The sequence below is a fragment of the Pseudomonas cerasi genome, assembly GCF_027983475.1.
GTDB classification, from domain to species: Bacteria; Pseudomonadota; Gammaproteobacteria; order Pseudomonadales; family Pseudomonadaceae; genus Aquipseudomonas; species Aquipseudomonas cerasi.
In genome coordinates this window covers 325539-347833 of sequence record NZ_JAQJVM010000004.1, presented here as the reverse complement: position 1 = coordinate 347833, position 22295 = coordinate 325539, and the positions used below count along the sequence as shown (strand labels likewise).

Genomic DNA, 22295 nt, shown 5'->3' with positions numbered 1-22295 from the left:
GCTAAAGGCCGGTTTTGACCGGGTTACTCGTTCACAAGAATCGAGTGACCGGTCATTTCCTGCGGTTTCTCCATGCCCAGCAGATGCAGCATGGTCGGCGCGACATCGGCCAGAACGCCGCCTTGGCGGACTTTCAGCTGACGTTTGCCCACATAAACGAACGGTACCGGCTCGGAGGTGTGCGCGGTGTGCGCCTGGCCGGTGTGGTCGTCAGTCATTTGCTCGACGTTGCCGTGGTCAGCGGTGATAAGCGCTTCACCACCGACTTTCTCCAGCGCCTCGGTAATGCGCCCGACGCATACGTCCAGGCATTCCACAGCCTTGATCGCGGCTTCCATGATCCCGCTGTGGCCAACCATGTCGCCGTTGGCGTAGTTGACGACGATCACGTCATAACGCTGATGTTCGATGGCATCGACAATTTTGTCGGTCACTTCCGGTGCGCTCATCTCAGGCTGCAGGTCGTAGGTGGTGACTTTCGGCGACGGGATCAGAATGCGCTCTTCACCCGGGAACGGTTCTTCACGGCCGCCGGAGAAGAAGAACGTGACGTGGGCGTATTTCTCGGTTTCGGCGATACGCAGCTGGGTCTTGCCGTTGGCCGCCAGGTACTCGCCCAGCACGTTTTTCAGGCTGCCTGCAGCAAAAGCGGACGGCGCAGGAATGCTGGCCGCGTACTGGGTCAGCATCACGTAGTTGACCTTCGGCTGGCGGGCGCGCTCGAAGTCCTTGAAATCGTCTTCGACGAACACACGAGTCAGTTCACGGGCGCGGTCGGCGCGGAAGTTCATGAACACCACCGCATCGCCATCTTCCACGCGGGCGGCTCCGCCAATGCGCGTGGCTTTGACGAACTCGTCGTTCTCGTCGCGTGCGTAGGCGGCTTCGAGCCCGGCAACGGCGCTGTCTGCGTGGAATTCGGCGGCACTGTCGACGATCAGGTTATAGGCAGACGAAACCCGGTCCCAACGGTTGTCGCGGTCCATGGCGAAGTAGCGGCCGACGATCGTGGCGGTACGGCCCTTGCCCAGACGGGCGAAGGTTGCGTCCATTAGCTCGAGGGATTTCTTCGCGCTGCGCGGTGGCGTGTCGCGGCCATCAAGGAAGGCATGCAGGTAGATTTTTTCTGCACCGCGTTTGACCGCCAGTTCAGCCATCGCAACCAGATGATCCTGGTGGCTGTGCACGCCACCATCGGACAGCAGGCCCATGATGTGCACGGCCTTGCCGGCGCTGACGGCTTTATCCACGGCGGCGCAGATTGTCGGGTTTTCGAAGAACTCGCCATCGCGAATCGCTTTGGTCACCCGAGTGAAGTCCTGATACACCACACGCCCGGCCCCCAGGTTCATGTGCCCGACCTCGGAGTTGCCCATCTGCCCGTCCGGCAGACCGACATCCATGCCCGACCCGGAAATCAGGCCATTGGGCATGGTTTGGTAGAGACGATCCATGACCGGCATCTTCGCGGCCAGAATGGCATTGCCCTTGTGGCTTTCGCTGTGTCCGAAGCCATCCAGGATGATAAGAACCAGAGGTTTTGGCGTGGCAGTCATAGAACCCACTCGATGCTGATTGGATAAAGAGATGAACAAAGTACAAGGGAACGGCATTTTAAGGACAAGTTCAAACGGCGTCACTGCCGTACGGACTTTGGCCGACCTTGGCTGCTGTGTATACTGGCCGACATTTTAACGCCCTGGAACCTACTGATGGTTGCTCACCTGCTTGAATTCGCCACTAACCACTATTTGATCACCGGTGCCTTCGTCATTCTGCTGGGACTGCTGATTGCTTACGAAATGAGCAAGGGCGGCGCCAGCCTGAGCACTCGCGAGCTGACCGCACTGGTCAACAGCGATCAGGGCGTGGTCATCGACGTGCGCTCGAAAAAGGATTACACCGCAGGGCATATCGTCGGCTCCCTGAATTTCCCACAGGACAAGGTACTGACCCGTACCGCCGAACTGGAGAAATACAAGGACAAGACGTTGATCATAGTCGATGCAATGGGGCAGCATGCTGGCACCACCGCCCGCGAGCTGCTCAAGTCCGGCTTCAAGGCGGCCAAGCTGTCCGGCGGCATTTCCAGCTGGCGCGGCGATAACCTTCCTCTGGTGAAGTGAACATGGCTCAAGTCATCGTCTATTCCAGCGACTACTGCCCGTATTGCATACGTGCCAAACAGCTTCTGCAGAGCAAGAGCGTGGCCTTCGAGGAAATCCGCGTCGACGGCAAGCCGCAGCTGCGTGCCGAAATGACCAAGAAGGCCGGTCGTACTTCCGTACCGCAAATCTGGATCGGCTCGACCCACGTGGGCGGCTGCGATGACCTGTTTGCTCTGGAGCGTGCCGGCAAGCTCGATGCGCTGCTGGCCTGATATCCCTTAATCTTTCAGCCTAATCTGACAAGGATCCGAGATGACCGATCAACCGAACAACGACGCCGTTGCCAACGAAGAAAACGGCCCACAATTTTCCCTGCAGCGTATCTACGTTCGCGACCTGTCGTTCGAAGCGCCAAAAAGCCCGGCGATCTTCCGCCAGGAGTGGACGCCGACCGTCAGCCTGGACCTCAACACCCGTCAGAAGCAGCTGGAAGGCGATTTCTACGAAGTCGTGCTGACCCTGTCCGTGACCGTCAACAACGGCGACGAAGTTGCCTTCATCGTTGAAGTGCAACAGGCCGGTATCTTCCTGATCAAGGGCCTGGACGACGGCGCAATGAGCCACACCCTCGGCGCATTCTGCCCGAACATCCTGTTCCCTTACGCTCGCGAAGCCATCGACAACCTGGTCGTACGTGGCTCGTTCCCTGCGCTGATGCTGGCTCCGGTGAACTTCGACGCCTTGTACGCGCAAGAACTGCAACGCATGCAGGAAGCTGGCGAAACGCCGACTGTTCAGTAAGCGTTACCGCTGCAAAAAAAAGCGCCTTTCGGGGCGCTTTTTTGTGTCTGTTCAAGAATGGCGGCTGGGCCAAATGGATGCTTTTTATCGCGAAGGAAACCGACGAAGTCGGGCCGGAAACAGGAGCGAAGGACTTTGCTCACTTTGGTCCCTCAAAGTGAGTCGCCGAGGGGCGAAAAGGTGACCTGAGTCGAGCCTGAATCTCACTGAATCGCAGAACCGCTATGTGATGCGGAGCATCAGTCTGATTAAGCAAATGCCACACTTAGGCCTAAGCAAATCCGTGCTGACGCCATGCCTCATAGACGGCCACGGCCACTGTATTGGACAGGTTCAGGCTGCGGCAGCCTTCACGCATGGGCAGTCGCAGGCGATGCTCGCTGCTCAGCGAGTCAAGAATATCGGCGGGCAGGCCACGGCTTTCCGGACCGAACAGAAAGGCATCGCCTGGCTCGAAGCTCGCATCATGAAAAGGCCGCGAGCCTTTGGTGGTGAAGGCAAACAACCTCGGGTTGCCGATCTTCTCCAGGCAGCTTGCCAGGTCAGCATGTGTCTGCAGCGTGGCATACTCGTGATAATCGAGCCCGGCACGGCGCAGGCGCTTGTCGTCCAGCTCGAAACCCAAGGGTTCGATCAAATGCAGGGTGCAGCCACTGTTGGCGCATAGCCTGATGACATTGCCGGTATTCGGCGGAATTTCTGGTTGAAAAAGGATGACGTGAAACATGCACGGCTCCGAACGAAAGGACGGGATGCATTCTACCCTTGAAGAGGACCCGAGACCGAAGCTATGGCCGCGTGTTCTTGGTTCCATGGCGATTGTCGGGTTTACCGTGGGCACGATTATCGGCCGTCTGCAGCAGCCTGACCCGGTTGAACTGGAGCAGATCGAAGAATTGCCTGCCGGTCTGGCGCTCTGGTTCAACGAAGAACCAAAGTATCGCGGCGCGACGGTGGATGGTGCCGTGGTACTCAACGTCGATGCGTCAGGACAGCCGTGGACGGGCCAACTGAGGTTCGACAATAGGGTTGCGCGCTGGAAGGTGGAACGGGGAGAGAAGGGGTTGGTGCTGACGCTCCTGGCAGCCCGTCCACTTCATGGCGACTGGCGCACTGAGAAGGTGGACGGGCGCTGGAGACTGGAGGTCAGTCTCCGGGAGGAATAAAAGAGGGGAATCCCCGGCCTGCCTGTACCAAGGTCCCCAAAACTGGTGATGTAATACCTATTGCAGGGGGCGTGCCAGTTTTCAAATCGTTTCAGAAAAAACGCATCCGCGTGTGAGACGGGTCCTCTCTGTGTGATGCCATGCTTTATTTGTGCGGCGCATAACTCTTTGAATTATAAATATTTATACATGTTCTTCGAGTGCCGAAGGTGATTTGGCTATAGAACGGAGCCGTAGTGCAGCGTCGCTCATCCCTCGTAACGTAGTACATGTTCCAGCCTTCCGGTTTTCAGGAGTGCACTCAATTTGCGCACCACGAGGGTGCAAAAAACCATACTGATGCACTCATTCATTCGAACTCGATGATGGACCGTCCCAGTCTCATGCATAAATGAGCCGTTTGCGCATTGGCCAATCTGCTGGCTGTTACAGCGCCCGACACCAGAATTGCCTTTTTGTTCACGTGGGCTACAGTGAAGGGCAGCTCGGAAGGCCGAAAAACGCTTGAAAATGGCCCCAAAAAGCAAAGTGAAAAAAAATTTTTGTGCTTGAACGAGGTGCGCCGTCAAAGTGATGACAACTGTCACATTAACTGACTAATCTCCCCGAAGTTCCCGTAATACAAGGCTTTCGCCAGTTTTGCATCTGTACTCTACTGGCGGAGATCGAGACCGGTGAAGGTGCATTTTTCCGGTCGAGCGCACGAAAATGATAGATCTGACGAACGGTACCAAAATAAATTTTGGGAATTGCGCAATTAGGTCGATACACTCCGTGACGTCTTGGCTGACACGAGTTGTGACATATGCCTGAATGTTCTTAGGATCTGCAAAACGGTTCCTTTGGAGCATGAAGAATTCTCACTAATTCGTGCGGCCACCGACATACGCGGTCTAGTCAAAAGTCGGGGTAGACAGAATCCATTGACCTCCAGGTCGGGACTGTCGCCTATCGCAATATCTCTGGGTCAGGGCAGCGCCCGGCACCAGAGACATAAAAAATTAGATTCACGAGGAGCGTAGTAATGAAGAAGTCCACCCTGGCCTTGGCCGTAACCGTCGGTGTATTGGCCCAGCAGGCCGGTGCAGCTGGTTTCCTTGAAGACAGCAAAGCGTCCGTTAGTTCTCGTACTCTGTATTTCAACAACGACCTGCGTGAAGGCGTTCGTGCTTCCGACCAGCGCGAAACCGCTACCGGTCTGAAATTCGACTACCTCTCTGGCTTTACTCAGGGCACCGTCGGTTTTGGCCTCGATGCACAAGCTGTAGTAGGTCTGCATTTGGGTGGCGGCATTGAGCACCATAATGCCAACACGACCAACACTGTAGTTCCAACCGACACTGACGGCTCTTCGGTCAGCGATTGGTCCCGTGTAGGCGCCAACGCCAAGATGCGCTTCTCCAAAACTGAATTGAAGGTCGGTAATGCTCTGGCGCCGAACTTGCCGATTCTGGTCAGCAACGATGGTCGTCTTTTGCCTCAGGCTTTTGAAGGCGGCATCCTGACTTCCAAGGATCTGGATAACGTTACCTTCACCGCTGGTCAACTGAACAAGTCTATCGGCCGTGCTTCGAGCAACTGGACTGACCTGTCCGTTGCTGGTGCTTCCCAGACCGCCGACCAGTTCCGTTTCGCTGGTGCAGACTGGAAAGTCACCAAAGACCTGACCCTGCAGTACTACTACGCCAACCTGGAAGATTTCTACAAGCAACACTTCCTGGGTCTGGTTCATGTTTACCAGATCGACAACGACCAGTCCTTCAAGACTGACCTGCGTTATTTCAACAGTAGCGCTGACGGCAAAAACAGCCAAGCCGAAGCAGGCTATCGTTTCAACAACAACGGTGGTTACGCCTCTCACACCGGTGAAGTCGACAACCAGACCTGGTCTGCCATGTTCACTTACTCCCTGGGCGGTCACGCGCTTATGGTCGGTCACCAGCAAGTGGGTGACAGCGGCGGCATGGTCTATCTTGGCCAGGGCAACGTAGTTGACGGTCGCGGCCGTCCTGAAGGTAACGGCGGCTCGAGCTTCTACCTGTTCACTGACTCGATGATCAACGGGTTCAACCGTGCTGGTGAAAACACCACCTTCGGTCAGTACTCGTATGACTTCGCCAAGGTTGGTGTTCCTGGTCTGAAGGCGGCGATTGCTTACTTGAGCGGTGATGACATCCGTGACGTCAATCGCAATCTGGGTAGTCACTCCGAGTGGGAGCGTGATATGCGCGTTGACTACGTAATTCAGAGTGGTCCGCTCAAAGGCTTCGGTACAACTGTGCGTCACGGCAGTTTCCGAGGCGACTCCGCTACTACTGCTGATACCGATCAAACCCGCATCCTCTTCAACTACACCTACAGCTTCATGTAAGTGTATTGATGCTCAAAGAGACCCCGCCCCGTGCGGGGTTTCTTTTGCCTGTTTTTTAATATTCCTGAAAGATCTATAGGGCGTATTATTTATTCTTTTTAACTTTCCTCGACAGGGCGCACAGTAGTGCTATACCAAGGCCTACCTGATAAAGACAAGGAGCAACACCATGACACTGCGACTTGGCGACATCGCCCCTGACTTCGAGCAGGAATCCAGCGAGGGTCGTATCCGATTTCATGAATGGCTCGGCAACAGCTGGGGTGTGTTGTTTTCTCATCCGGCTGACTTCACGCCGGTGTGCACCACAGAACTGGGTTTCACCGCCAAATTGAAAGACGAGTTCGCCAAGCGCAGCGTAAAAGCCATTGCGCTGTCGGTGGACCCGGTCGATTCGCACATCAAGTGGATCGACGATATCAACACCACGCAAAACACCCTGGTCAACTTCCCGATTCTGGCCGATGCCGACCGCAAGGTCTCCGACCTGTACGACCTGATTCATCCCAATGCCAACGACACACTGACTGTGCGCTCGCTGTTCGTGATCGATCCGAACAAGAAGGTGCGTCTGACGATCACCTATCCGGCCAGCACCGGGCGTAACTTCCACGAGATTCTGCGCGTTATCGACTCTCTGCAATTGACCGACAACTACAAGGTCGCCACGCCCGCCAACTGGGTGGACGGTGATGACGTAGTGATCGTGCCGTCGATCAAGGATGAAGCCGAGATCAAGCAACGCTTTCCCAAGGGCTATAAGGCAGTCACGCCTTATCTGCGCCTGACACCACAGCCAAACCGCTGATTTTCGATCTACCAAGCGTGGGGTTATTCGGGCCGATTTATCGGCCCTTTTTTTATTGTTCCCTGCCGCTGGCTGCGTCGCTGGATCAACCGCGGACGCAGAGCATGGGCACGATAGTTGAGATTATCGTTCCTCACGCTCCAGCCTGGGAATGCAGGTCGTGACGCTCTGCGTCACAGGTCCGCAACGTGCAGGCAACGGCACTTCCCTTATATTCATTTATGGAATAACTAAATGAATAAATAAGATTTATAGATATAAAAAAGGGCTGTTAATGTCGTGCCTATTCCCACCTTGCTCGTCCCTCACCGGTCGAGCAGGGGATCACCCCAAATAGGTAAAGGAGCGCATATGCGCACTGTCATTTTGCGTCGAAGCCTTGTCGCGCTGTTTGCTGCTGCGGTCGCTCTTGGTGCGGTCACTCAGGCCCAGGCGGAAGATCTGCGCATCGGTTACCAGAAGTACGGCACGCTGGTGCTGCTCAAGGCCAAGGGCTCGCTGGAAAAGCGTCTGGCCGAGCAGGGCGTTAAAGTCCAGTGGACCGAGTTCCCCGGTGGCCCTCAACTGCTTGAAGGCCTGAATGTCGGTTCCATCGACTTCGGCGTCACCGGCGAAACGCCGCCAGTCTTCGCTCAGGCCGCAGGCGCGGATCTGCTGTATGTAGCCTATGAGCCGCCAGCACCGACCAGTGAAGCCATCCTGGTCCCCAAAGACTCCCCGATCACCTCGGTCAAAGACCTGAAGGGCAAGAAAGTCGTCCTCAATAAAGGCTCGAACGTCCATTACCTGCTGGTCAAGGCACTGGAAGATGCCGGTCTGAAATACACCGATATCCAGACCGTCTTCCTGCCTCCGGCCGATGCGCGTGCCGCTTTCGAGCGCGGCAGCGTGGATGCCTGGGTCATCTGGAACCCTTACCAGGCCGCAGCTGAAAAGCAATTGCAGGCGCGGACCTTGAAAGACGGCACCGGCATTGTCGACAACCATCAGTTCTATCTCGCCACCAAGCCATACGCGCAGAAAAACCCAAAGGTCATTCAGGCCCTGATCGAGGAGGTCCGTGCGGTGGGCGAATGGTCCAAGGCCAATCCCGATGAAGTGACCCAACAGGTCGCACCGTTGCTGGGGCTGCCGGCCGACATCACCCTGACTTCAGTGAAGCGTCAGGGCTACGGCGCGCAGTTCCTGACCCCGCCGGTGGTGGCGGCACAGCAGAAAATCGCTGACACCTTCTACCAGCTCAAGCTGATTCCGAAGCCGCTCAGCATTGCTGATGTGGTCTGGACACCTCCTGCTGCTGTTGCTCAAGCACAGTGATCGTCAGGCCCTTCGAGGAGACAACTCCATGAGCCTCAGTGCTTCGCAACGCATCGTTCATCGACTGGCGCCTTGGGCACTTCCAGTGCTGTTGTTGGCAGTCTGGCAGTTGTCAGTCAGCGCCGGCTGGTTATCCACACGCATTCTGCCCGCACCCAGCGCTGTCATCGAAGCGGGCATAAACCTGGTCGCCAGCGGCGAAATCTGGACGCATCTGGCGATCAGCGGCTGGCGCGCCGGGATCGGATTCGCCATTGGCGGCGGCATCGGTCTGGCGCTGGGCTTCATTACCGGCCTGAGCAAATGGGGCGAGCGTCTGCTGGACAGCTCGGTGCAGATGATCCGTAACGTGCCGCACCTGGCGCTGATTCCGCTGGTCATTCTGTGGTTCGGCATTGATGAGACCGCCAAGATATTCCTTGTCGCGCTGGGCACCCTGTTCCCGATTTATCTGAACACCTACCACGGCATCCGCAACATCGATCCGGCACTGGTAGAAATGTCCCGCAGCTATGGGCTGTCAGGTTTCAGCCTGTTCCGTCATGTGATCCTGCCGGGCGCCATGCCTTCGATTCTGGTCGGCGTGCGCTTTGCGCTGGGCTTCATGTGGCTGACGCTGATCGTGGCGGAAACCATTTCTGCCAGCTCCGGCATCGGCTACCTGGCGATGAATGCGCGGGAGTTTCTGCAAACCGACGTCGTGGTGCTGGCCATCGTGTTGTACGCCGTACTCGGCAAGCTGGCCGATCTGGCGGCGCGAGGCCTGGAACGTGTCTGCCTGCGCTGGCACCCGGCCTATCAAGTGAGCAAAGGCGGTGCCGCATGACCAGTCTGAAACAGCAACCTCCACACTTGCTGCGTGGCATCCCGCTGGCAGTACGCAAGCTGAAAAAAGCGTTCGGTGCCCGTGAAGTGCTCAAGGACATCGACCTGCACATCCCTGCCGGTCAGTTCGTCGCCATCGTCGGCCGCAGCGGTTGTGGCAAAAGCACACTGTTGCGTCTGCTCGCCGGGCTCGACAAACCAACGCAAGGCCAGCTGCTTGCCGGCTCTGCACCATTGGACGATGCCCGCGAAGACACGCGATTGATGTTTCAGGAAGCGCGCTTGCTGCCCTGGAAAAAGATCATCGACAACGTCGGCCTCGGGTTGAGCGGCGACTGGCGGGCGCAGGCCCTTGAAGCGCTTGAGGCCGTCGGCCTCGCCGAGCGCGCCAATGAATGGCCTGCCGCATTGTCCGGCGGTCAGAAGCAGCGCGTTGCCTTGGCTCGTGCACTGATTCACAAGCCGCGTCTGCTGTTGCTCGACGAGCCGTTGGGCGCGCTGGATGCGCTGACCCGGATCGAAATGCAGCAACTGATCGAAAAGCTGTGGGGCCAGTATGGTTTCACGGTGCTGCTGGTAACCCACGACGTCAGCGAGGCCGTGGCCATTGCCGACCGGGTGATCCTGATCGAAGAGGGGCAGATCGGTCTCGATCTGCTGGTCGACCTGCCACGCCCGCGTGTTCGTGGTTCGCATCGCCTTGCGGCGCTGGAGGCTGAAGTGCTCAACCGTGTGCTGGCCCTGCCGGGTTCGCCACCTGACCCGGAACCGTTTTCGCCACTGCCTACGCAATTGCGCTGGGCAAATTAACCCTGATACCCAAAAAGGAAGACATGCCATGACTATTAAAGCCATCAACGTTCGCAATCAGTTCAAAGGCACCATCAAGGAAATCGTCCACGGCGACGTACTGTCGGAAATCGACGTACAGACTGCATCGGGTGTCGTGACCTCGGTCATCACCACCCGCTCGGTCAAGGAGCTGGAGCTGGTCGTCGGCAGCGAAGTCATCGCCTTCGTGAAGTCGACAGAAGTCTCCATCGCCAAGCTGTAAACGATGGGCAAAAAACACCCTGGACGGTCCTGACCCTCCGGGGTTTTTTGCTTTTTACCTAGCAGTTATGTGAGGTAGCGACGTAGCGGTTTTGCCGGATGCTGACAGCTGGCTCTATTTGAAGAAACTGCCATGACCTCTTCAACCCAGTAAAGCAGCTTCATCGAGGCCGAGTAAAAGACGAGGAGGGCATCAAATAGGCTTTGCCAGAAGAGATCCTGTCGTGAGGAGTGCACGCCAAAAATATTATGCTGCACTTAAAGCTGCCGGTATTAAAAAGCCTGAGCCTGACAGTCCTATTTATATTAATGGCACGCTAGAAACTGAAGCTTTCGCTGCAAGAATTAAGTATTTTCAAGAGAAGATAAATTATAGGTCCAGGATTGAAGGTACTGATAATTAGAATTCAACCACCTATGCTGATCAGGTCGCGGCATTGAAGCGAGAAAAAAGAGATCAGGCTAAGTATCTACAGAACCCGAGAGAACAAATAAATCCACTCGGTCGTAATTCTCAATCTACCCTCTTCACCAAAAACACCGGCAAATACAACCCCAGATAAGCATCAAATACCCGCATCCCTTCCTCGGCCATGCGCGGTGTGATCTCGTCATGCAACTGCACCGACCGCGCATACACGCGATCCCCCAGTTCCATGGCCAGCGCAAACACGTCTACATCGTCCGGCAGTGCGGGCAACTGGAAGTGGCGGTCAAACACTTCAAGCATCAAGTGCCCCAGCTCAATATCGTGCTGGCGGTCGGCCTGGTTGATTTCGGTCAGGCCGTGCTGGGCAAGGATCAATTGGCGGGCGGCGGCGTCGGCGTTGTAGATGGCCAGCATGCGCAGTTCGACGATGCGTGACAGGTCGCGCCAGGTGGTGAGCTGGTCGTGATCGATGGGGGCCTGCAGCGACGCACGAAAGGCGGCGTGGATGTCGGCGGTCAGTGCTTCAAGCAGTGCAGGGACGCTGGCGAAGAAGTGGTACACCGACGAGGGCGGAATGCCGGCTCGCTCGGCAACGCTGTAAATCGACAGGCTGGCCACTCCTTGTTCGGCAAGCAGCGTGCGCGCGGCGTCGAGAATCGAATCGATTCTGGCCTGGCTGCGTGCTTGAGGTTTGCGAGGCGTGGCGGCGCGTGTCATGGGCGTGGCTCTTGGTTGGGCTGCGGGCATTGTAAGGGATTCTGACGGGATGAATCGCTGTCGTCGCCAAACGATCATCGCTCCCACGCTGGAACGATAGGTGCCGGGGGGTGCACACCAAACAAAAACGCCGCAAGGCTCAAAGCCTGCGGCGTCTTGTACTACTCGGCCTCAATCAGACCGTATGCAGATACCAGTTGTACTCGAGGTCGGAGATGGAGTGTTCGAACTCTTCCAGCTCGCTCTCCTTACAGGCCACGAAGATGTCGATGTATTTCGGGTCGATGTACTTGGCCATCACCGGGTTGTCGTCCAGCTCGCGCAGTGCATCACGCAGGTTGTTCGGCAGGCTTTGTTCATGCTGCTCGTAGGAGTTGCCTTCTACCGGGGCGCCAGGCTCGACCTTGTTGACCAGGCCGTGGTGCACGCCCGCCAGGACCGAAGCCATCACCAGATACGGGTTGGCATCGGCACCGGCAACGCGGTGTTCGATACGTACCGCGTCGGCGGTGCCGGTCGGTACGCGAACGGCGACGGTACGGTTGTCCAGACCCCAGGTCGGCGAGTTAGGCACATAGAACTGCGCACCGAACCGGCGATACGAGTTGACGTTCGGGCACAGGAAAGCCATTTGTGCCGGCAGGGTCTCGAGCACACCGCCGATTGCATGACGCAATGCGGCGTTCTGCTCGGGATCCTCGCTGGTGAAGATGTTCTTGCCATCGCGATCCAGGATCGAGATGTGAACGTGCAGACCATTACCCGCCTGACCCGGATAGGGCTTGGCCATGAAGGTCGTGTCCATCTCGTGATCGTAGGCGATGTTCTTGATCAGGCGCTTGAGCAGTACGGCGTAATCGCACGCCTTGATCGCGTCGGCGACGTGATGCAGGTTGACTTCGAACTGGGCCGGGGCGCTTTCCTTGACAATGGCGTCGGCAGGAATGCCTTGTTCCTTCGCACCTTCGAGGATGTCCTGAAGGCAGTCGACGTATTCGTCGAGGTCGTCGATCAGGTAGACCTGTGTCGAGTGCGGGCGTTTGCCGGAAATAGGCGAGCGGGGCGGTTGTGGGCGACCGTTCACGTTCTCCTGATCGATCAGGTAGAACTCCAGCTCGAACGCTGCGCAGATGGTCAGGCCCATTTCGTCGAATTTGGCGACGACCTGGCGCAATACTTCACGCGGGTCGGCGAAAAACGGGTCGCCTTCGAGTTCGTGCATGGTCATCAGCAACTGCGCGGTAGGGCGCTTTTGCCATGGCTCGTTGCACAGGGTGTCAGGGATGGGATAACAGATTCGGTCAGCATCACCGATGTCCAGGCCCAGGCCGGTGCTTTCCACCGTGGAGCCATTGATATCCAGAGCAAATAAAGAGGCAGGCAGGTTGATGCCCTTCTCGTAAACCTTATGGAGGCTGGTGCGTTCGATGCGTTTGCCACGCACCACACCATTCATATCTGCAATCAGAAGGTCAACGTACAGAACCTCAGGATGTTCCTTAAGGAACGCGTTCGCTTCGTTAAGCTGAACGGCACGCGGGGGTACCGACATGATGCAACACCTTTGTTGTTAAAAATATCAATCATCAATGATTGCGGATCTCAGTCAATCCGAAAGCCATGATGAAGTCAATAGAGCCTTTTTTTGCCCTAAAACTGCGCCATATGGCCTTTTTTGCCGCTATTTAGGGCGTTTTATTCCGTTTCTGACCGCTGTTAAATACGAGCTAGAGCGGCCTGTCTTCTATTTTTAACGGGTTGTTGTATAAAAAAATGAACGAGGCTAAGCTCGATCGCAACCCAGTAGAGCAACAATAGCGGGGGTCCTATGCTTCACCTTTCCCTGGTCGACACGCGACTATCAAGTCCGTACAGCGCTCATCATGCCTGTGATATCGGTGCTCGTGGTGGGTTGCCACACTGTGCGACACCCCTGAACGGCTATCGAAGCCAGTCTGCTCTACTCTCAGCGCTGGACATTACCACTATAACGGCGTCGTCAGTGTGACCGCTGCCGTCTGGAAATCCGGCCCCGCAGCTGTCACCTTACCCCTAATCGGCGTCTGCCGAAACGAGTTGTACATCATGACGCCGATGCGTCTGGAACGCCTGATCACGATCAGGACAATAAAACCCTGAGGTATTTATGAGTACCAACCTCGACCAGCTCACCGATTGGTTGAAAGAACACAAGATTACCGAAGTCGAATGCATGATGTCCGACCTCACCGGGATTACGCGCGGCAAGATCTCGCCGACCAACAAGTTCATCGCTGAAAAAGGCATGCGCCTGCCTGAAAGCGTGCTGTTGCAGACGGTGACCGGCGACTACGTAGAAGACGATATCTACTACGAGCTGCTGGACCCGGCAGACATCGACATGATCTGCCGTCCCGACCAGAACGCGGTGTATCTGGTGCCCTGGGCGGTCGAACCCACTGCGCAGGTGATTCACGACACCTACGACAAGCAGGGCAACCCCATCGAGCTGTCGCCGCGCAATGTGTTGAAGAAGGTCCTCAAGCTCTACGCCGATCAGGGCTGGCAGCCAATCGTGGCGCCGGAGATGGAGTTCTACCTGACCAAGCGTAGCGACGACCCGGACTATCCGCTACAGCCACCGATCGGGCGCTCCGGGCGACCGGAAACCGGGCGTCAGTCGTTCTCGATCGAAGCGGCCAACGAATTCGATCCGCTGTTCGAAGACGTCTATGACTGGTGCGAACTGCAGAACCTGGATCTGGACACGCTGATCCACGAAGACGGCACGGCGCAGATGGAAATCAACTTCCGTCACGGTGATGCCCTGTCGCTGGCCGACCAGATTCTGGTGTTCAAGCGCACCATGCGCGAAGCCGCCCTCAAGCACGACGTCGCGGCGACCTTCATGGCCAAGCCGATGACCGGCGAGCCAGGCAGTGCCATGCACTTGCACCAGAGCATCATCGACATCGAGACCGGCAAGAATATCTTCTCCAACGAAGACGGGACCATGAGCGAGCTGTTTCTGAACCACGTCGGTGGTCTGCAGAAGTTCATCCCCGAGCTGTTGCCGCTGTTCGCACCCAACGTCAACTCGTTCCGGCGCTTTCTGCCCGACACTTCGGCGCCAGTGAACGTCGAGTGGGGCGAAGAGAATCGCACCGTCGGCCTGCGTGTGCCGGACGCCGTACCGCAGAACCGTCGCGTGGAAAACCGTTTGCCGGGTGCCGATGCCAACCCTTATCTGGCCATCGCCGCCAGTCTGCTGTGCGGCTTCATCGGCATGGTCGAAGGCATCAACCCGAGCGCACCGGTGGTCGGGCGGGGTTACGAGCGGCGTAATCTGCGTCTGCCGTTGACCATCGAAGACGCGCTGGAGCGTATGGAAAACAGCAAGACCATCGAAAAATACCTGGGCAAGAAATTCATCATCGGTTACGTCGCGGTCAAGCGCGCCGAGCATGAAAACTTCAAGCGCGTGATCAGTTCGTGGGAGCGGGAATTCCTGCTTTTCGCCGTCTGATCACGCAGAGCGCCGCTGCGATTGATGCGCGGCGCTCTGCCAACTGACCTGATCAAAGGAAATGCTGCATGAGTGCCAACAACCCGCAAACCCTCGAATGGCAGGCCCTGAGCAGCGAGCATCACCTGGCACCGTTCAGCGACTACAAACAATTGAAAGAGAAAGGCCCGCGCATCATCACACGTGCCGAAGGCGTTTATCTGTGGGACAGCGAGGGCCACAAGATCCTCGATGGCATGTCCGGCCTGTGGTGTGTGGCCATCGGTTATGGCCGCGAAGAACTGGCCGACGCAGCCAGCAAACAAATGCGCGAGCTGCCGTACTACAACCTGTTTTTCCAGACCGCCCACCCGCCCGTGCTGGAGTTGGCCAAGGCCATTTCCGAGATTGCACCGCAGGGCATGAACCATGTGTTCTTCACCGGTTCTGGCTCTGAAGGCAATGACACGATGCTGCGCATGGTTCGTCATTACTGGGCGCTGAAAGGCCAGCCGAACAAGAAAACCATCATCAGCCGCGTCAATGGCTACCACGGCTCCACCGTCGCCGGTGCCAGCCTGGGAGGCATGACGTATATGCACGAGCAGGGCGACCTGCCGATTCCGGGGGTGGTGCACATTCCCCAGCCATACTGGTTCGGCGAAGGCGGCGACATGACGCCGGACGAGTTCGGTATCTGGGCTGCCGAGCAACTGGAAAAGAAAATTCTCGAACTGGGCGTCGAGAACGTCGGTGCGTTCATTGCCGAGCCGATCCAGGGCGCGGGCGGTGTGATCGTCCCGCCCGATTCCTACTGGCCGAAGATCAAGGAAATCCTTTCCCGCTACGACATCCTGTTCGCCGCCGATGAGGTGATTTGTGGCTTCGGGCGTACCAGTGAGTGGTTCGGTAGCGATTTCTACGGCCTCAAGCCGGACATGATGACCATCGCCAAAGGCCTGACCTCCGGTTATGTACCAATGGGCGGCCTGATCGTGCGCGATGAAATCGTCGCGGTGCTCAATGAGGGCGGCGATTTCAATCATGGCTTTACCTACTCCGGGCACCCGGTGGCTGCGGCGGTGGCGCTGGAGAACATCCGTATCCTGCGCGAAGAAAAGATCGTCGAACGGGTCAGGTCGGAAACGGCACCGTATTTGCAAAAGCGTTTGCGTGAGTTGAGCGATCATCCGCTGGTGGGCGAAGTCCGGGGTGTCGGTTTGCTGGGGGCCATCGAGCTGGTGAAGGACAAGACCACCCGCGAGCGCTATACCGACAAGGGCGCGGGAATGATCTGTCGAACCTTCTGCTTCGACAATGGCCTGATCATGCGGGCTGTGGGCGATACCATGATCATTGCGCCACCGCTGGTGATCAGTTTTGCGGAAATCGATGAGTTGGTCGAGAAGGCGCGCAAATGCCTGGATCTGACGCTGGCGGTGTTGCAGGGCTGAAAACGCAAAAAAAGCGTCGATTCAAGCGCAATGTGCATTGTTTGAGGGGCTTCGGCTTGAAAGCCTGCCCAGGAAGTTGCCAGACTAATGGCTACACGCCGCTAACTGACGGTCAGTGATAAAAATACATTGGAGCTACGCATGAAAAAATTTGGCAAGACCCTTCTCGCGCTGTCCCTGATGGGCGTTGTGGCCACTGCTGCGCAGGCCGATGACAAAGTGCTGCACGTCTATAACTGGTCCGATTACATCGCGCCGGACACCGTTGCCAAATTCGAGAAAGAATCGGGCATCAAGGTGGTCTACGACGTTTTCGACAGCAACGAGACGCTTGAAGCCAAATTGCTTGCTGGCAAATCCGGCTATGACATCGTCGTGCCCTCCAACAACTTCCTGGCCAAGCAAATCAAGGCCGGCGTTTATCAGGAGCTGGACAAGTCCAAGCTGCCGAACTGGAAGAACCTCAACGAATCGCTGCTCAAGGCCGTGTCGGTCAGCGATCCGGACAACAAGCACGCATTCCCGTACATGTGGGGTTCGATCGGTATCGGCATCAACCCGGACAAGGTCAAGGCTGCGCTGGGCGCCGATGCGCCGGTCAATTCCTGGGACCTGCTGTTCAAGCCGGAGAACGCTGCCAAGCTGAAGTCGTGCGGCATCAGCTTCCTCGATTCGCCGACCGAAATGCTGCCGATTGCCTTGCATTACCTGGGCTACCCGACCGATTCTCAGGACAAGAAGCAGCTCGCCGAAGCTGAAGCGCTGTTCATGAAGATTCGTCCATCGATTGGCTATTTCCACTCGTCCAAGTACATCTCGGACCTTGCCAATGGCAACATCTGCGTCGCAGTCGGCTATTCGGGTGATATCTACCAGGCCAAATCCCGCGCTGCTGAAGCCGGTGGCAAGGTGAAGGTTGCCTACAACATTCCGAAAGAAGGCGCCGGCAGCTTCTATGACATGGTCGCCATTCCCAAGGATGCCGAAAACGTCGAGGGTGCCTACAAGTTCATGACCTTCCTGATGAAGCCGGAAATCATGGCCGAGATCACTAACGCCGTACGCTTCCCGAACGGTAACGCGGCGGCTACGGCGCTGGTCGACAAGGAAATCACCAGTGACCCTGGCGTTTATCCACCTGCCGACGTACAGGCCAAACTGTATGCAATCGCTGACCTGCCTGCAGCTACGCAGCGGATCATGACCCGCAGCTGGACCAAGATAAAGTCAGGTAAATAAGCCTGTCATCAAACCTGTGGATGCTGCGTAGCCTCGGCCGCGCAGCAGCCAGCAGACAGGAATATTGCCTAAACCTTTGCTGGTTGGGCTCATAGACGGTAAGTTGCGCGCCGGTTTGGTTTTCCGGACGCCCTCCGGCGCTCAGGCCCCTCTGTTAAAAGGACTCATTCTTTGTCTATTTCTATTCTTTCCAAAGCCTTGCTGGCGGCTGCCGGGCTGACACTGTCGATCAGTGCCCAGGCTGAGTCCACCGTGCATATTTATAACTGGTCCGATTACATCGGCAAGACCACCCTGGCGGACTTCGAAGCCGCTACCGGCGTCAAGCCGATGTATGACGTGTTCGACTCCAACGAAACCCTGGAAGCCAAGCTGCTCGCCGGACGCACAGGTTATGACGTGGTGGTGCCGTCCAATCACTTCCTCGGCAAGCAGATCAAGGCCGGTGCGTTCCAGAAGCTCGACAAGTCGCTGCTGCCCAATTACAAGAATCTCGACCCGGCGCTGCTCAAGCGTCTGGAGAAGAACGATCCGGGTAACCAGTACGCCGTGCCGTACCTGTGGGGTACCAACGGCATCGGTTACAACGTCGAAAAGGTCAAGGCCGTGTTGGGCGTCGACAAGATCGACTCCTGGGCCGTGCTGTTTGAGCCGGAGAACATCAAGAAGCTCTCCAGCTGTGGCGTAGCGTTTCTCGACTCCGCCGATGAGATGTTGCCTGCGGTGCTCAACTACATGGGGCTGGACCCCAACAGCACCAAGGAAGCTGATTACAAGAAGGCCGAAGCCAAGCTGCTGGCGATTCGTCCTTACGTGACCTATTTCCACTCGTCCAAATACATCACCGACCTGGCTAACGGCGACATCTGCGTCGCCGCAGGTTTTTCGGGGGATGTGTTCCAGGCCAAATCCCGGGCTGACGAAGCGGGCAAGGGCGTGAAGATCGCCTACAGCATCCCGAAAGAGGGCGGTAACCTGTGGTTCGACATGCTGGCGATCCCGGCGGACTCGAAAAACATCAAGGAAGCCAGTGCCTTCATCAACTACATGCTCGACCCCAAGGTGATCGCCAAGGTCAGCGATGAAGTCGGTTATGCCAACCCCAATCCCGCCTCCGGCGAGTTCATGGACCAGAGCATCCGTACCGATGAAGCGGTTTATCCGCCTCAGGAAGTGCTGGACCGCCTGTTCGTGAACAGCGAGTTGCCACCCAAGGTGCAACGTCTGATGACCCGCAGCTGGACCAAGGTCAAGTCGGGCAAATAAAAATCCAGCACCCGGCCATATGGGCCGGGTTGCCTACCTGTTGGGAGTTTCACCCATGGCAGTTGCCTCCGGCGCCTACAAGAAAGCCATCGAAGGCGGTCAGCAACCCAAAGAGGTGCTGGTCAGGATCGATCGGGTCACGAAGAAGTTCGACGAGACGGTCGCGGTGGACGATGTGTCCCTGCAGATCAACAAGGGCGAGATCTTCGCCCTGCTTGGCGGCTCTGGCTCCGGCAAATCGACACTGCTGCGCATGCTGGCCGGGTTCGAACGGCCAACCGAAGGCCGTATCTACCTCGACGGTGTCGACATCACCGACATGCCGCCGTACGAACGCCCGATCAACATGATGTTCCAGTCCTATGCGCTGTTCCCGCACATGACCGTGGCGGACAACATCGCCTTCGGCCTGAAGCAGGACAAGCTGGGCAAGCCGGAAATCGAAGCCCGCGTGGCGGAGATGCTCAAGCTGGTACAGATGACCCAGTACGCCAAGCGCAAGCCGCATCAGCTGTCCGGCGGTCAGCGTCAGCGTGTGGCCCTGGCCCGTTCGCTGGCCAAAAAGCCCAAGCTGTTGCTGCTCGACGAGCCGATGGGCGCGCTGGACAAGAAACTGCGTTCGCAGATGCAACTGGAACTGGTAGAGATCATCGAGCGCGTCGGCGTGACTTGTGTGATGGTGACTCACGATCAGGAAGAGGCCATGACCATGGCCGAGCGCATCGCGATCATGCACCTGGGCTGGATCGCGCAGATCGGCAGCCCGATCGACATCTACGAGACCCCGACCAGCCGTCTGGTCTGCGAATTCATCGGCAGCGTCAACCTGTTCGAAGGTGACGTGATCGAAGACATGGAAGCCCACGCGCTGATCCGCAGTCCCGAGCTGGAGCGCAATATCTATGTCGGCCACGGCGTCAGTACGTCGGTGGAAGACAAGCACATCACCTACGCACTGCGTCCTGAGAAGCTGCTGATCACCACCGAGCAGCCAGGCTTCGAATACAACTGGTCGCGCGGCAAGGTCCACGACATCGCCTATCTGGGCGGTCATTCGGTGTTCTACGTCGAGCTGCCGGGCGGCAAACTGGTGCAGTCGTTCGTCGCCAACGCCGAGCGTCAGGGCGCACGGCCTACCTGGGGCGATGAAGTCTACGTCTGGTGGGAAGACGACAGCGGCGTGGTACTGCGCTCATGAAAATCCGCAAGATCAAGCGCGCGTTCGAGCGCATAAAGCCCAACGGGCGGCAGATGGTCATCGGCGTGCCGTTCCTCTGGCTGTTCCTGTTCTTTGCCCTGCCGTTTCTGATCGTGCTCAAGATCAGCTTCGCCGAGGCCGACGTCGCGATCCCGCCGTACACCGAAATCTTCAGCTACGCCGACGAAAAGCTGCAGATGGTCCTCAACTTCGCCAACTACACCTTGCTCAGTGGCGATGACCTGTACGTTTCGGCCTATCTGGGCTCGCTGAAGATGGCCTTCATCAGCACCTTGCTGTGCCTGCTGATCGGCTATCCGATGGCCTATGCCATCGCCAGCGCGCGCAAGGACCTGCAAACCGTGCTGTTGCTGCTGATCATGATGCCGACCTGGACGGCGATCCTGATCCGCGTCTACGCCTGGATGGGCATCCTCAGCAACAACGGGCTGCTCAATGCATTCCTGATGTGGCTTGGGCTGATCGACGCTCCGTTGCAGATCCTCAACACCAACCTGGCGGTGTACATCGGCGTGGTCTATTCCTACCTGCCGTTCATGATTCTGCCGCTGTACGCCAACCTTGTGAAGCACGACATCAGCCTGCTGGAAGCTGCGTCCGACCTGGGTTCGAGCACCTTCAACAGTTTCTGGAAAATCACCGTACCGCTGTCCAAGAACGGTGTGATCGCCGGCTGCATGCTGGTATTCATTCCGGTGGTCGGCGAGTTCGTGATTCCCGAGCTGCTCGGCGGCCCGGAAACCCTGATGATCGGCCGCGTGCTGTGGCAGGAATTCTTCAACAACCGTGACTGGCCGGTGGCTTCGGCGCTGGCGGTCATCATGCTGCTGGTGCTGATCGTGCCCATTATCCTGTTCAACCGCAGTCAGGCCAAAGAATTGGAGGGCAAGGCATGAACCGCTTTCGATTCTCGAACCTGATGCTGGTTCTGGGTTTGCTGTTCATCTATGCGCCGATGGTGATTCTGGTCATCTACTCGTTCAACGCCTCGCAGCTGGTGACGGTCTGGGGCGGCTGGTCGGTGAAGTGGTACGTCGGCCTGCTGGACAACTCGCAACTGATGGGCTCGGTGATGCGCTCGTTGGAAATCGCCTGCTACACCGCCGTTGCTGCGGTGGCGCTGGGAACGATGGCTGCGTTTGTGCTGACCCGCATCAGCCGCTTCAAGGGCCGCACGTTCTTTGGCGGGCTGGTTACAGCTCCCCTGGTCATGCCGGAAGTGATCACCGGTCTGTCGCTGTTGCTGCTGTTCGTGGCCATGGCGCAATTGATCGGCTGGCCGCAGGAACGCGGCATCATGACCATCTGGATCGCGCACACGACGTTCTGTGCGGCCTATGTGGCGGTGGTGGTGTCGGCGCGCCTGCGTGAGCTGGACCTGTCGATCGAAGAGGCTGCAATGGACCTGGGTGCCCGTCCGTGGAAAGTGTTCTTGCTGATCACCATCCCGATGATCGCGCCATCGCTGGCAGCCGGGGGCATGATGTCCTTCGCGCTGTCGCTGGACGACCTGGTGCTCGCCAGCTTCGTCTCCGGGCCCGGCTCGACGACCTTGCCGATGGAAGTGTTCTCTGCCGTGCGTCTGGGCGTGAAGCCTGAAATCAACGCCGTGGCGAGCCTGATCCTGCTGGCCGTGTCACTGGCAACCTTTCTGGTCTGGTTCTTCACCCGCCGCGCCGAAAACAACCGCAAGCGTGCGATCCAGCAGGCTATCGAGGAAAGCGCGGCAGACGCCTGGAAGCAGCCTGATCCGAGGCGTGCTCCGGCGGCCTGAAAACCTGATCGTGCCCGGAGGGCGTGGGAGCGAGCTTGCTCGCGAACTGCCGGGTACCGGCAGCAACTAGCTATCTCGGTTTATCGCTCCCACGCTCCAGCGTGGGAGCGCAGCTCTGGACGCTCTGCGTCCGATCTTGATAGCGCGGTGCTACGCAGACTTGTGACGCGGAGCGTCACGAAAGGCATGCCAATGCAGAGCATTGGCACGATAGTCAAACCCGGTTGTGCCTGATGTACCGTACGTGAAGGTTTCACTGTCGG

21 protein-coding genes are annotated in these 22295 nt (G+C 57.5%); 17 read left to right on the top strand and 4 right to left on the bottom strand.

Features of this window, described 5'->3' with window-relative positions; all coding sequences use genetic code 11:
* Nucleotides 1–23 precede the first annotated feature (23 nt).
* Nucleotides 24–1556, bottom strand: coding sequence for a 2,3-bisphosphoglycerate-independent phosphoglycerate mutase (gene gpmI / locus PI739_RS23260; protein WP_054081347.1), 1533 nt, complete (start codon nt 1554–1556; stop codon nt 24–26).
* 156 nt (nt 1557–1712) lie between these two features.
* Between gpmI and PI739_RS23255 the strand changes: the two genes are divergently transcribed.
* Genes PI739_RS23255 through secB form a run of 3 tightly spaced genes read left to right on the top strand, consistent with a single transcriptional unit; the run spans nt 1713 to nt 2909 of the window.
* Nucleotides 1713–2126, top strand: coding sequence for a rhodanese-like domain-containing protein (locus PI739_RS23255; protein WP_003318290.1), 414 nt, complete (start codon nt 1713–1715; stop codon nt 2124–2126).
* A gap of 2 nt (nt 2127–2128) precedes the next feature.
* A complete protein-coding gene (gene grxC / locus PI739_RS23250; protein ID WP_002551467.1) occupies nt 2129–2380 on the top strand; it encodes a glutaredoxin 3 in 252 nt (83 codons plus the stop codon).
* A gap of 40 nt (nt 2381–2420) precedes the next feature.
* On the top strand, nt 2421–2909 hold the full coding sequence (gene secB / locus PI739_RS23245) for a protein-export chaperone SecB (RefSeq protein ID WP_003372189.1): 489 nt from the start codon (nt 2421–2423) through the stop codon (nt 2907–2909).
* Between the two features lie 271 nt (nt 2910–3180).
* Here the strand turns inward: secB and trmL are convergent, their stop codons facing one another.
* A complete protein-coding gene (gene trmL, locus PI739_RS23240; RefSeq protein WP_002551469.1) occupies nt 3181–3636 on the bottom strand; it encodes a tRNA (uridine(34)/cytosine(34)/5-carboxymethylaminomethyluridine(34)-2'-O)-methyltransferase TrmL in 456 nt (151 codons plus the stop codon).
* Here trmL and PI739_RS23235 point away from each other — a divergent pair.
* The 7 genes from PI739_RS23235 (at nt 3635) to PI739_RS23205 (ending at nt 10450) form a co-directional block, all read left to right on the top strand.
* Nucleotides 3635–4075 carry a hypothetical protein gene (locus tag PI739_RS23235; RefSeq protein ID WP_003372188.1) on the top strand — a complete coding sequence of 147 codons (441 nt, stop codon included), beginning with the start codon at nt 3635–3637 and terminating at the stop codon, nt 4073–4075. The genes trmL and PI739_RS23235 overlap by 2 nt on opposite strands.
* Nucleotides 4076–5099: 1024 nt before the next feature.
* Nucleotides 5100–6446, top strand: a complete 1347-nt coding sequence (locus tag PI739_RS23230; protein WP_003434682.1) for an OprD family outer membrane porin — start codon at nt 5100–5102, stop codon at nt 6444–6446.
* A gap of 169 nt (nt 6447–6615) precedes the next feature.
* The gene (locus tag PI739_RS23225; RefSeq protein ID WP_271352212.1) at nt 6616–7254 is read left to right on the top strand and encodes a peroxiredoxin; all 639 of its coding nucleotides are present in this window, start codon (nt 6616–6618) and stop codon (nt 7252–7254) included.
* A 351-nt stretch (nt 7255–7605) separates the two neighbouring features.
* Nucleotides 7606–8571 carry a sulfonate ABC transporter substrate-binding protein gene (locus tag PI739_RS23220; RefSeq protein WP_271352211.1) on the top strand — a complete coding sequence of 322 codons (966 nt, stop codon included), beginning with the start codon at nt 7606–7608 and terminating at the stop codon, nt 8569–8571.
* A 28-nt stretch (nt 8572–8599) separates the two neighbouring features.
* A complete protein-coding gene (gene ssuC, locus PI739_RS23215) occupies nt 8600–9397 on the top strand; it encodes an aliphatic sulfonate ABC transporter permease SsuC (protein ID WP_003413534.1) in 798 nt (265 codons plus the stop codon).
* Nucleotides 9394–10206 (top strand): aliphatic sulfonates ABC transporter ATP-binding protein, encoded by an 813-nt coding sequence (gene ssuB / locus PI739_RS23210; protein ID WP_003427335.1) that lies wholly within the window; start codon nt 9394–9396, stop codon nt 10204–10206. The genes ssuC and ssuB overlap by 4 nt, the downstream gene beginning before the upstream one ends.
* Before the next feature lie 28 nt (nt 10207–10234).
* A complete protein-coding gene (locus PI739_RS23205) occupies nt 10235–10450 on the top strand; it encodes a TOBE domain-containing protein (protein ID WP_002555770.1) in 216 nt (71 codons plus the stop codon).
* Nucleotides 10451–10963: 513 nt separating this feature from the next.
* Here the strand turns inward: PI739_RS23205 and PI739_RS23200 are convergent.
* Nucleotides 10964–11596, bottom strand: coding sequence for a TetR/AcrR family transcriptional regulator (locus PI739_RS23200; RefSeq protein ID WP_054081344.1), 633 nt, complete (start codon nt 11594–11596; stop codon nt 10964–10966).
* Between the two features lie 175 nt (nt 11597–11771).
* Nucleotides 11772–13148, bottom strand: a complete 1377-nt coding sequence (locus tag PI739_RS23195; RefSeq protein WP_003413528.1) for a glutamine synthetase family protein — start codon at nt 13146–13148, stop codon at nt 11772–11774.
* A 594-nt stretch (nt 13149–13742) separates the two neighbouring features.
* Between PI739_RS23195 and PI739_RS23190 the strand changes: the two genes are divergently transcribed.
* The 7 genes from PI739_RS23190 to PI739_RS23160 all read left to right on the top strand — a co-directional run bounded on the left by PI739_RS23190 (nt 13743) and on the right by PI739_RS23160 (nt 22032).
* Entirely contained in the window at nt 13743–15101 is a 1359-nt protein-coding gene (locus PI739_RS23190; protein WP_002555767.1) for a glutamine synthetase family protein, read from the top strand.
* Between the two features lie 68 nt (nt 15102–15169).
* Nucleotides 15170–16534, top strand: a complete 1365-nt coding sequence (locus PI739_RS23185; RefSeq protein ID WP_271352210.1) for an aspartate aminotransferase family protein — start codon at nt 15170–15172, stop codon at nt 16532–16534.
* 141 nt (nt 16535–16675) lie between these two features.
* Complete coding sequence (locus tag PI739_RS23180) at nt 16676–17773, top strand: polyamine ABC transporter substrate-binding protein (protein ID WP_003382101.1); 1098 nt, start codon at nt 16676–16678, stop codon at nt 17771–17773.
* A 171-nt stretch (nt 17774–17944) separates the two neighbouring features.
* Nucleotides 17945–19039: a polyamine ABC transporter substrate-binding protein gene (locus tag PI739_RS23175; RefSeq protein ID WP_024662604.1), complete on the top strand. Its 1095-nt coding sequence runs from the start codon at nt 17945–17947 to the stop codon at nt 19037–19039.
* A gap of 55 nt (nt 19040–19094) precedes the next feature.
* On the top strand, nt 19095–20237 hold the full coding sequence (gene potA, locus PI739_RS23170; protein ID WP_003372162.1) for a polyamine ABC transporter ATP-binding protein: 1143 nt from the start codon (nt 19095–19097) through the stop codon (nt 20235–20237).
* Nucleotides 20234–21154 (top strand): ABC transporter permease subunit, encoded by a 921-nt coding sequence (locus tag PI739_RS23165; protein ID WP_271352209.1) that lies wholly within the window; start codon nt 20234–20236, stop codon nt 21152–21154. Before potA ends, PI739_RS23165 begins: the two co-directional genes overlap by 4 nt.
* Nucleotides 21151–22032, top strand: coding sequence for an ABC transporter permease subunit (locus PI739_RS23160; protein ID WP_003318275.1), 882 nt, complete (start codon nt 21151–21153; stop codon nt 22030–22032). The genes PI739_RS23165 and PI739_RS23160 overlap by 4 nt, the downstream gene beginning before the upstream one ends.
* The last annotated feature ends 263 nt before the right edge of the window (nt 22033–22295 follow it).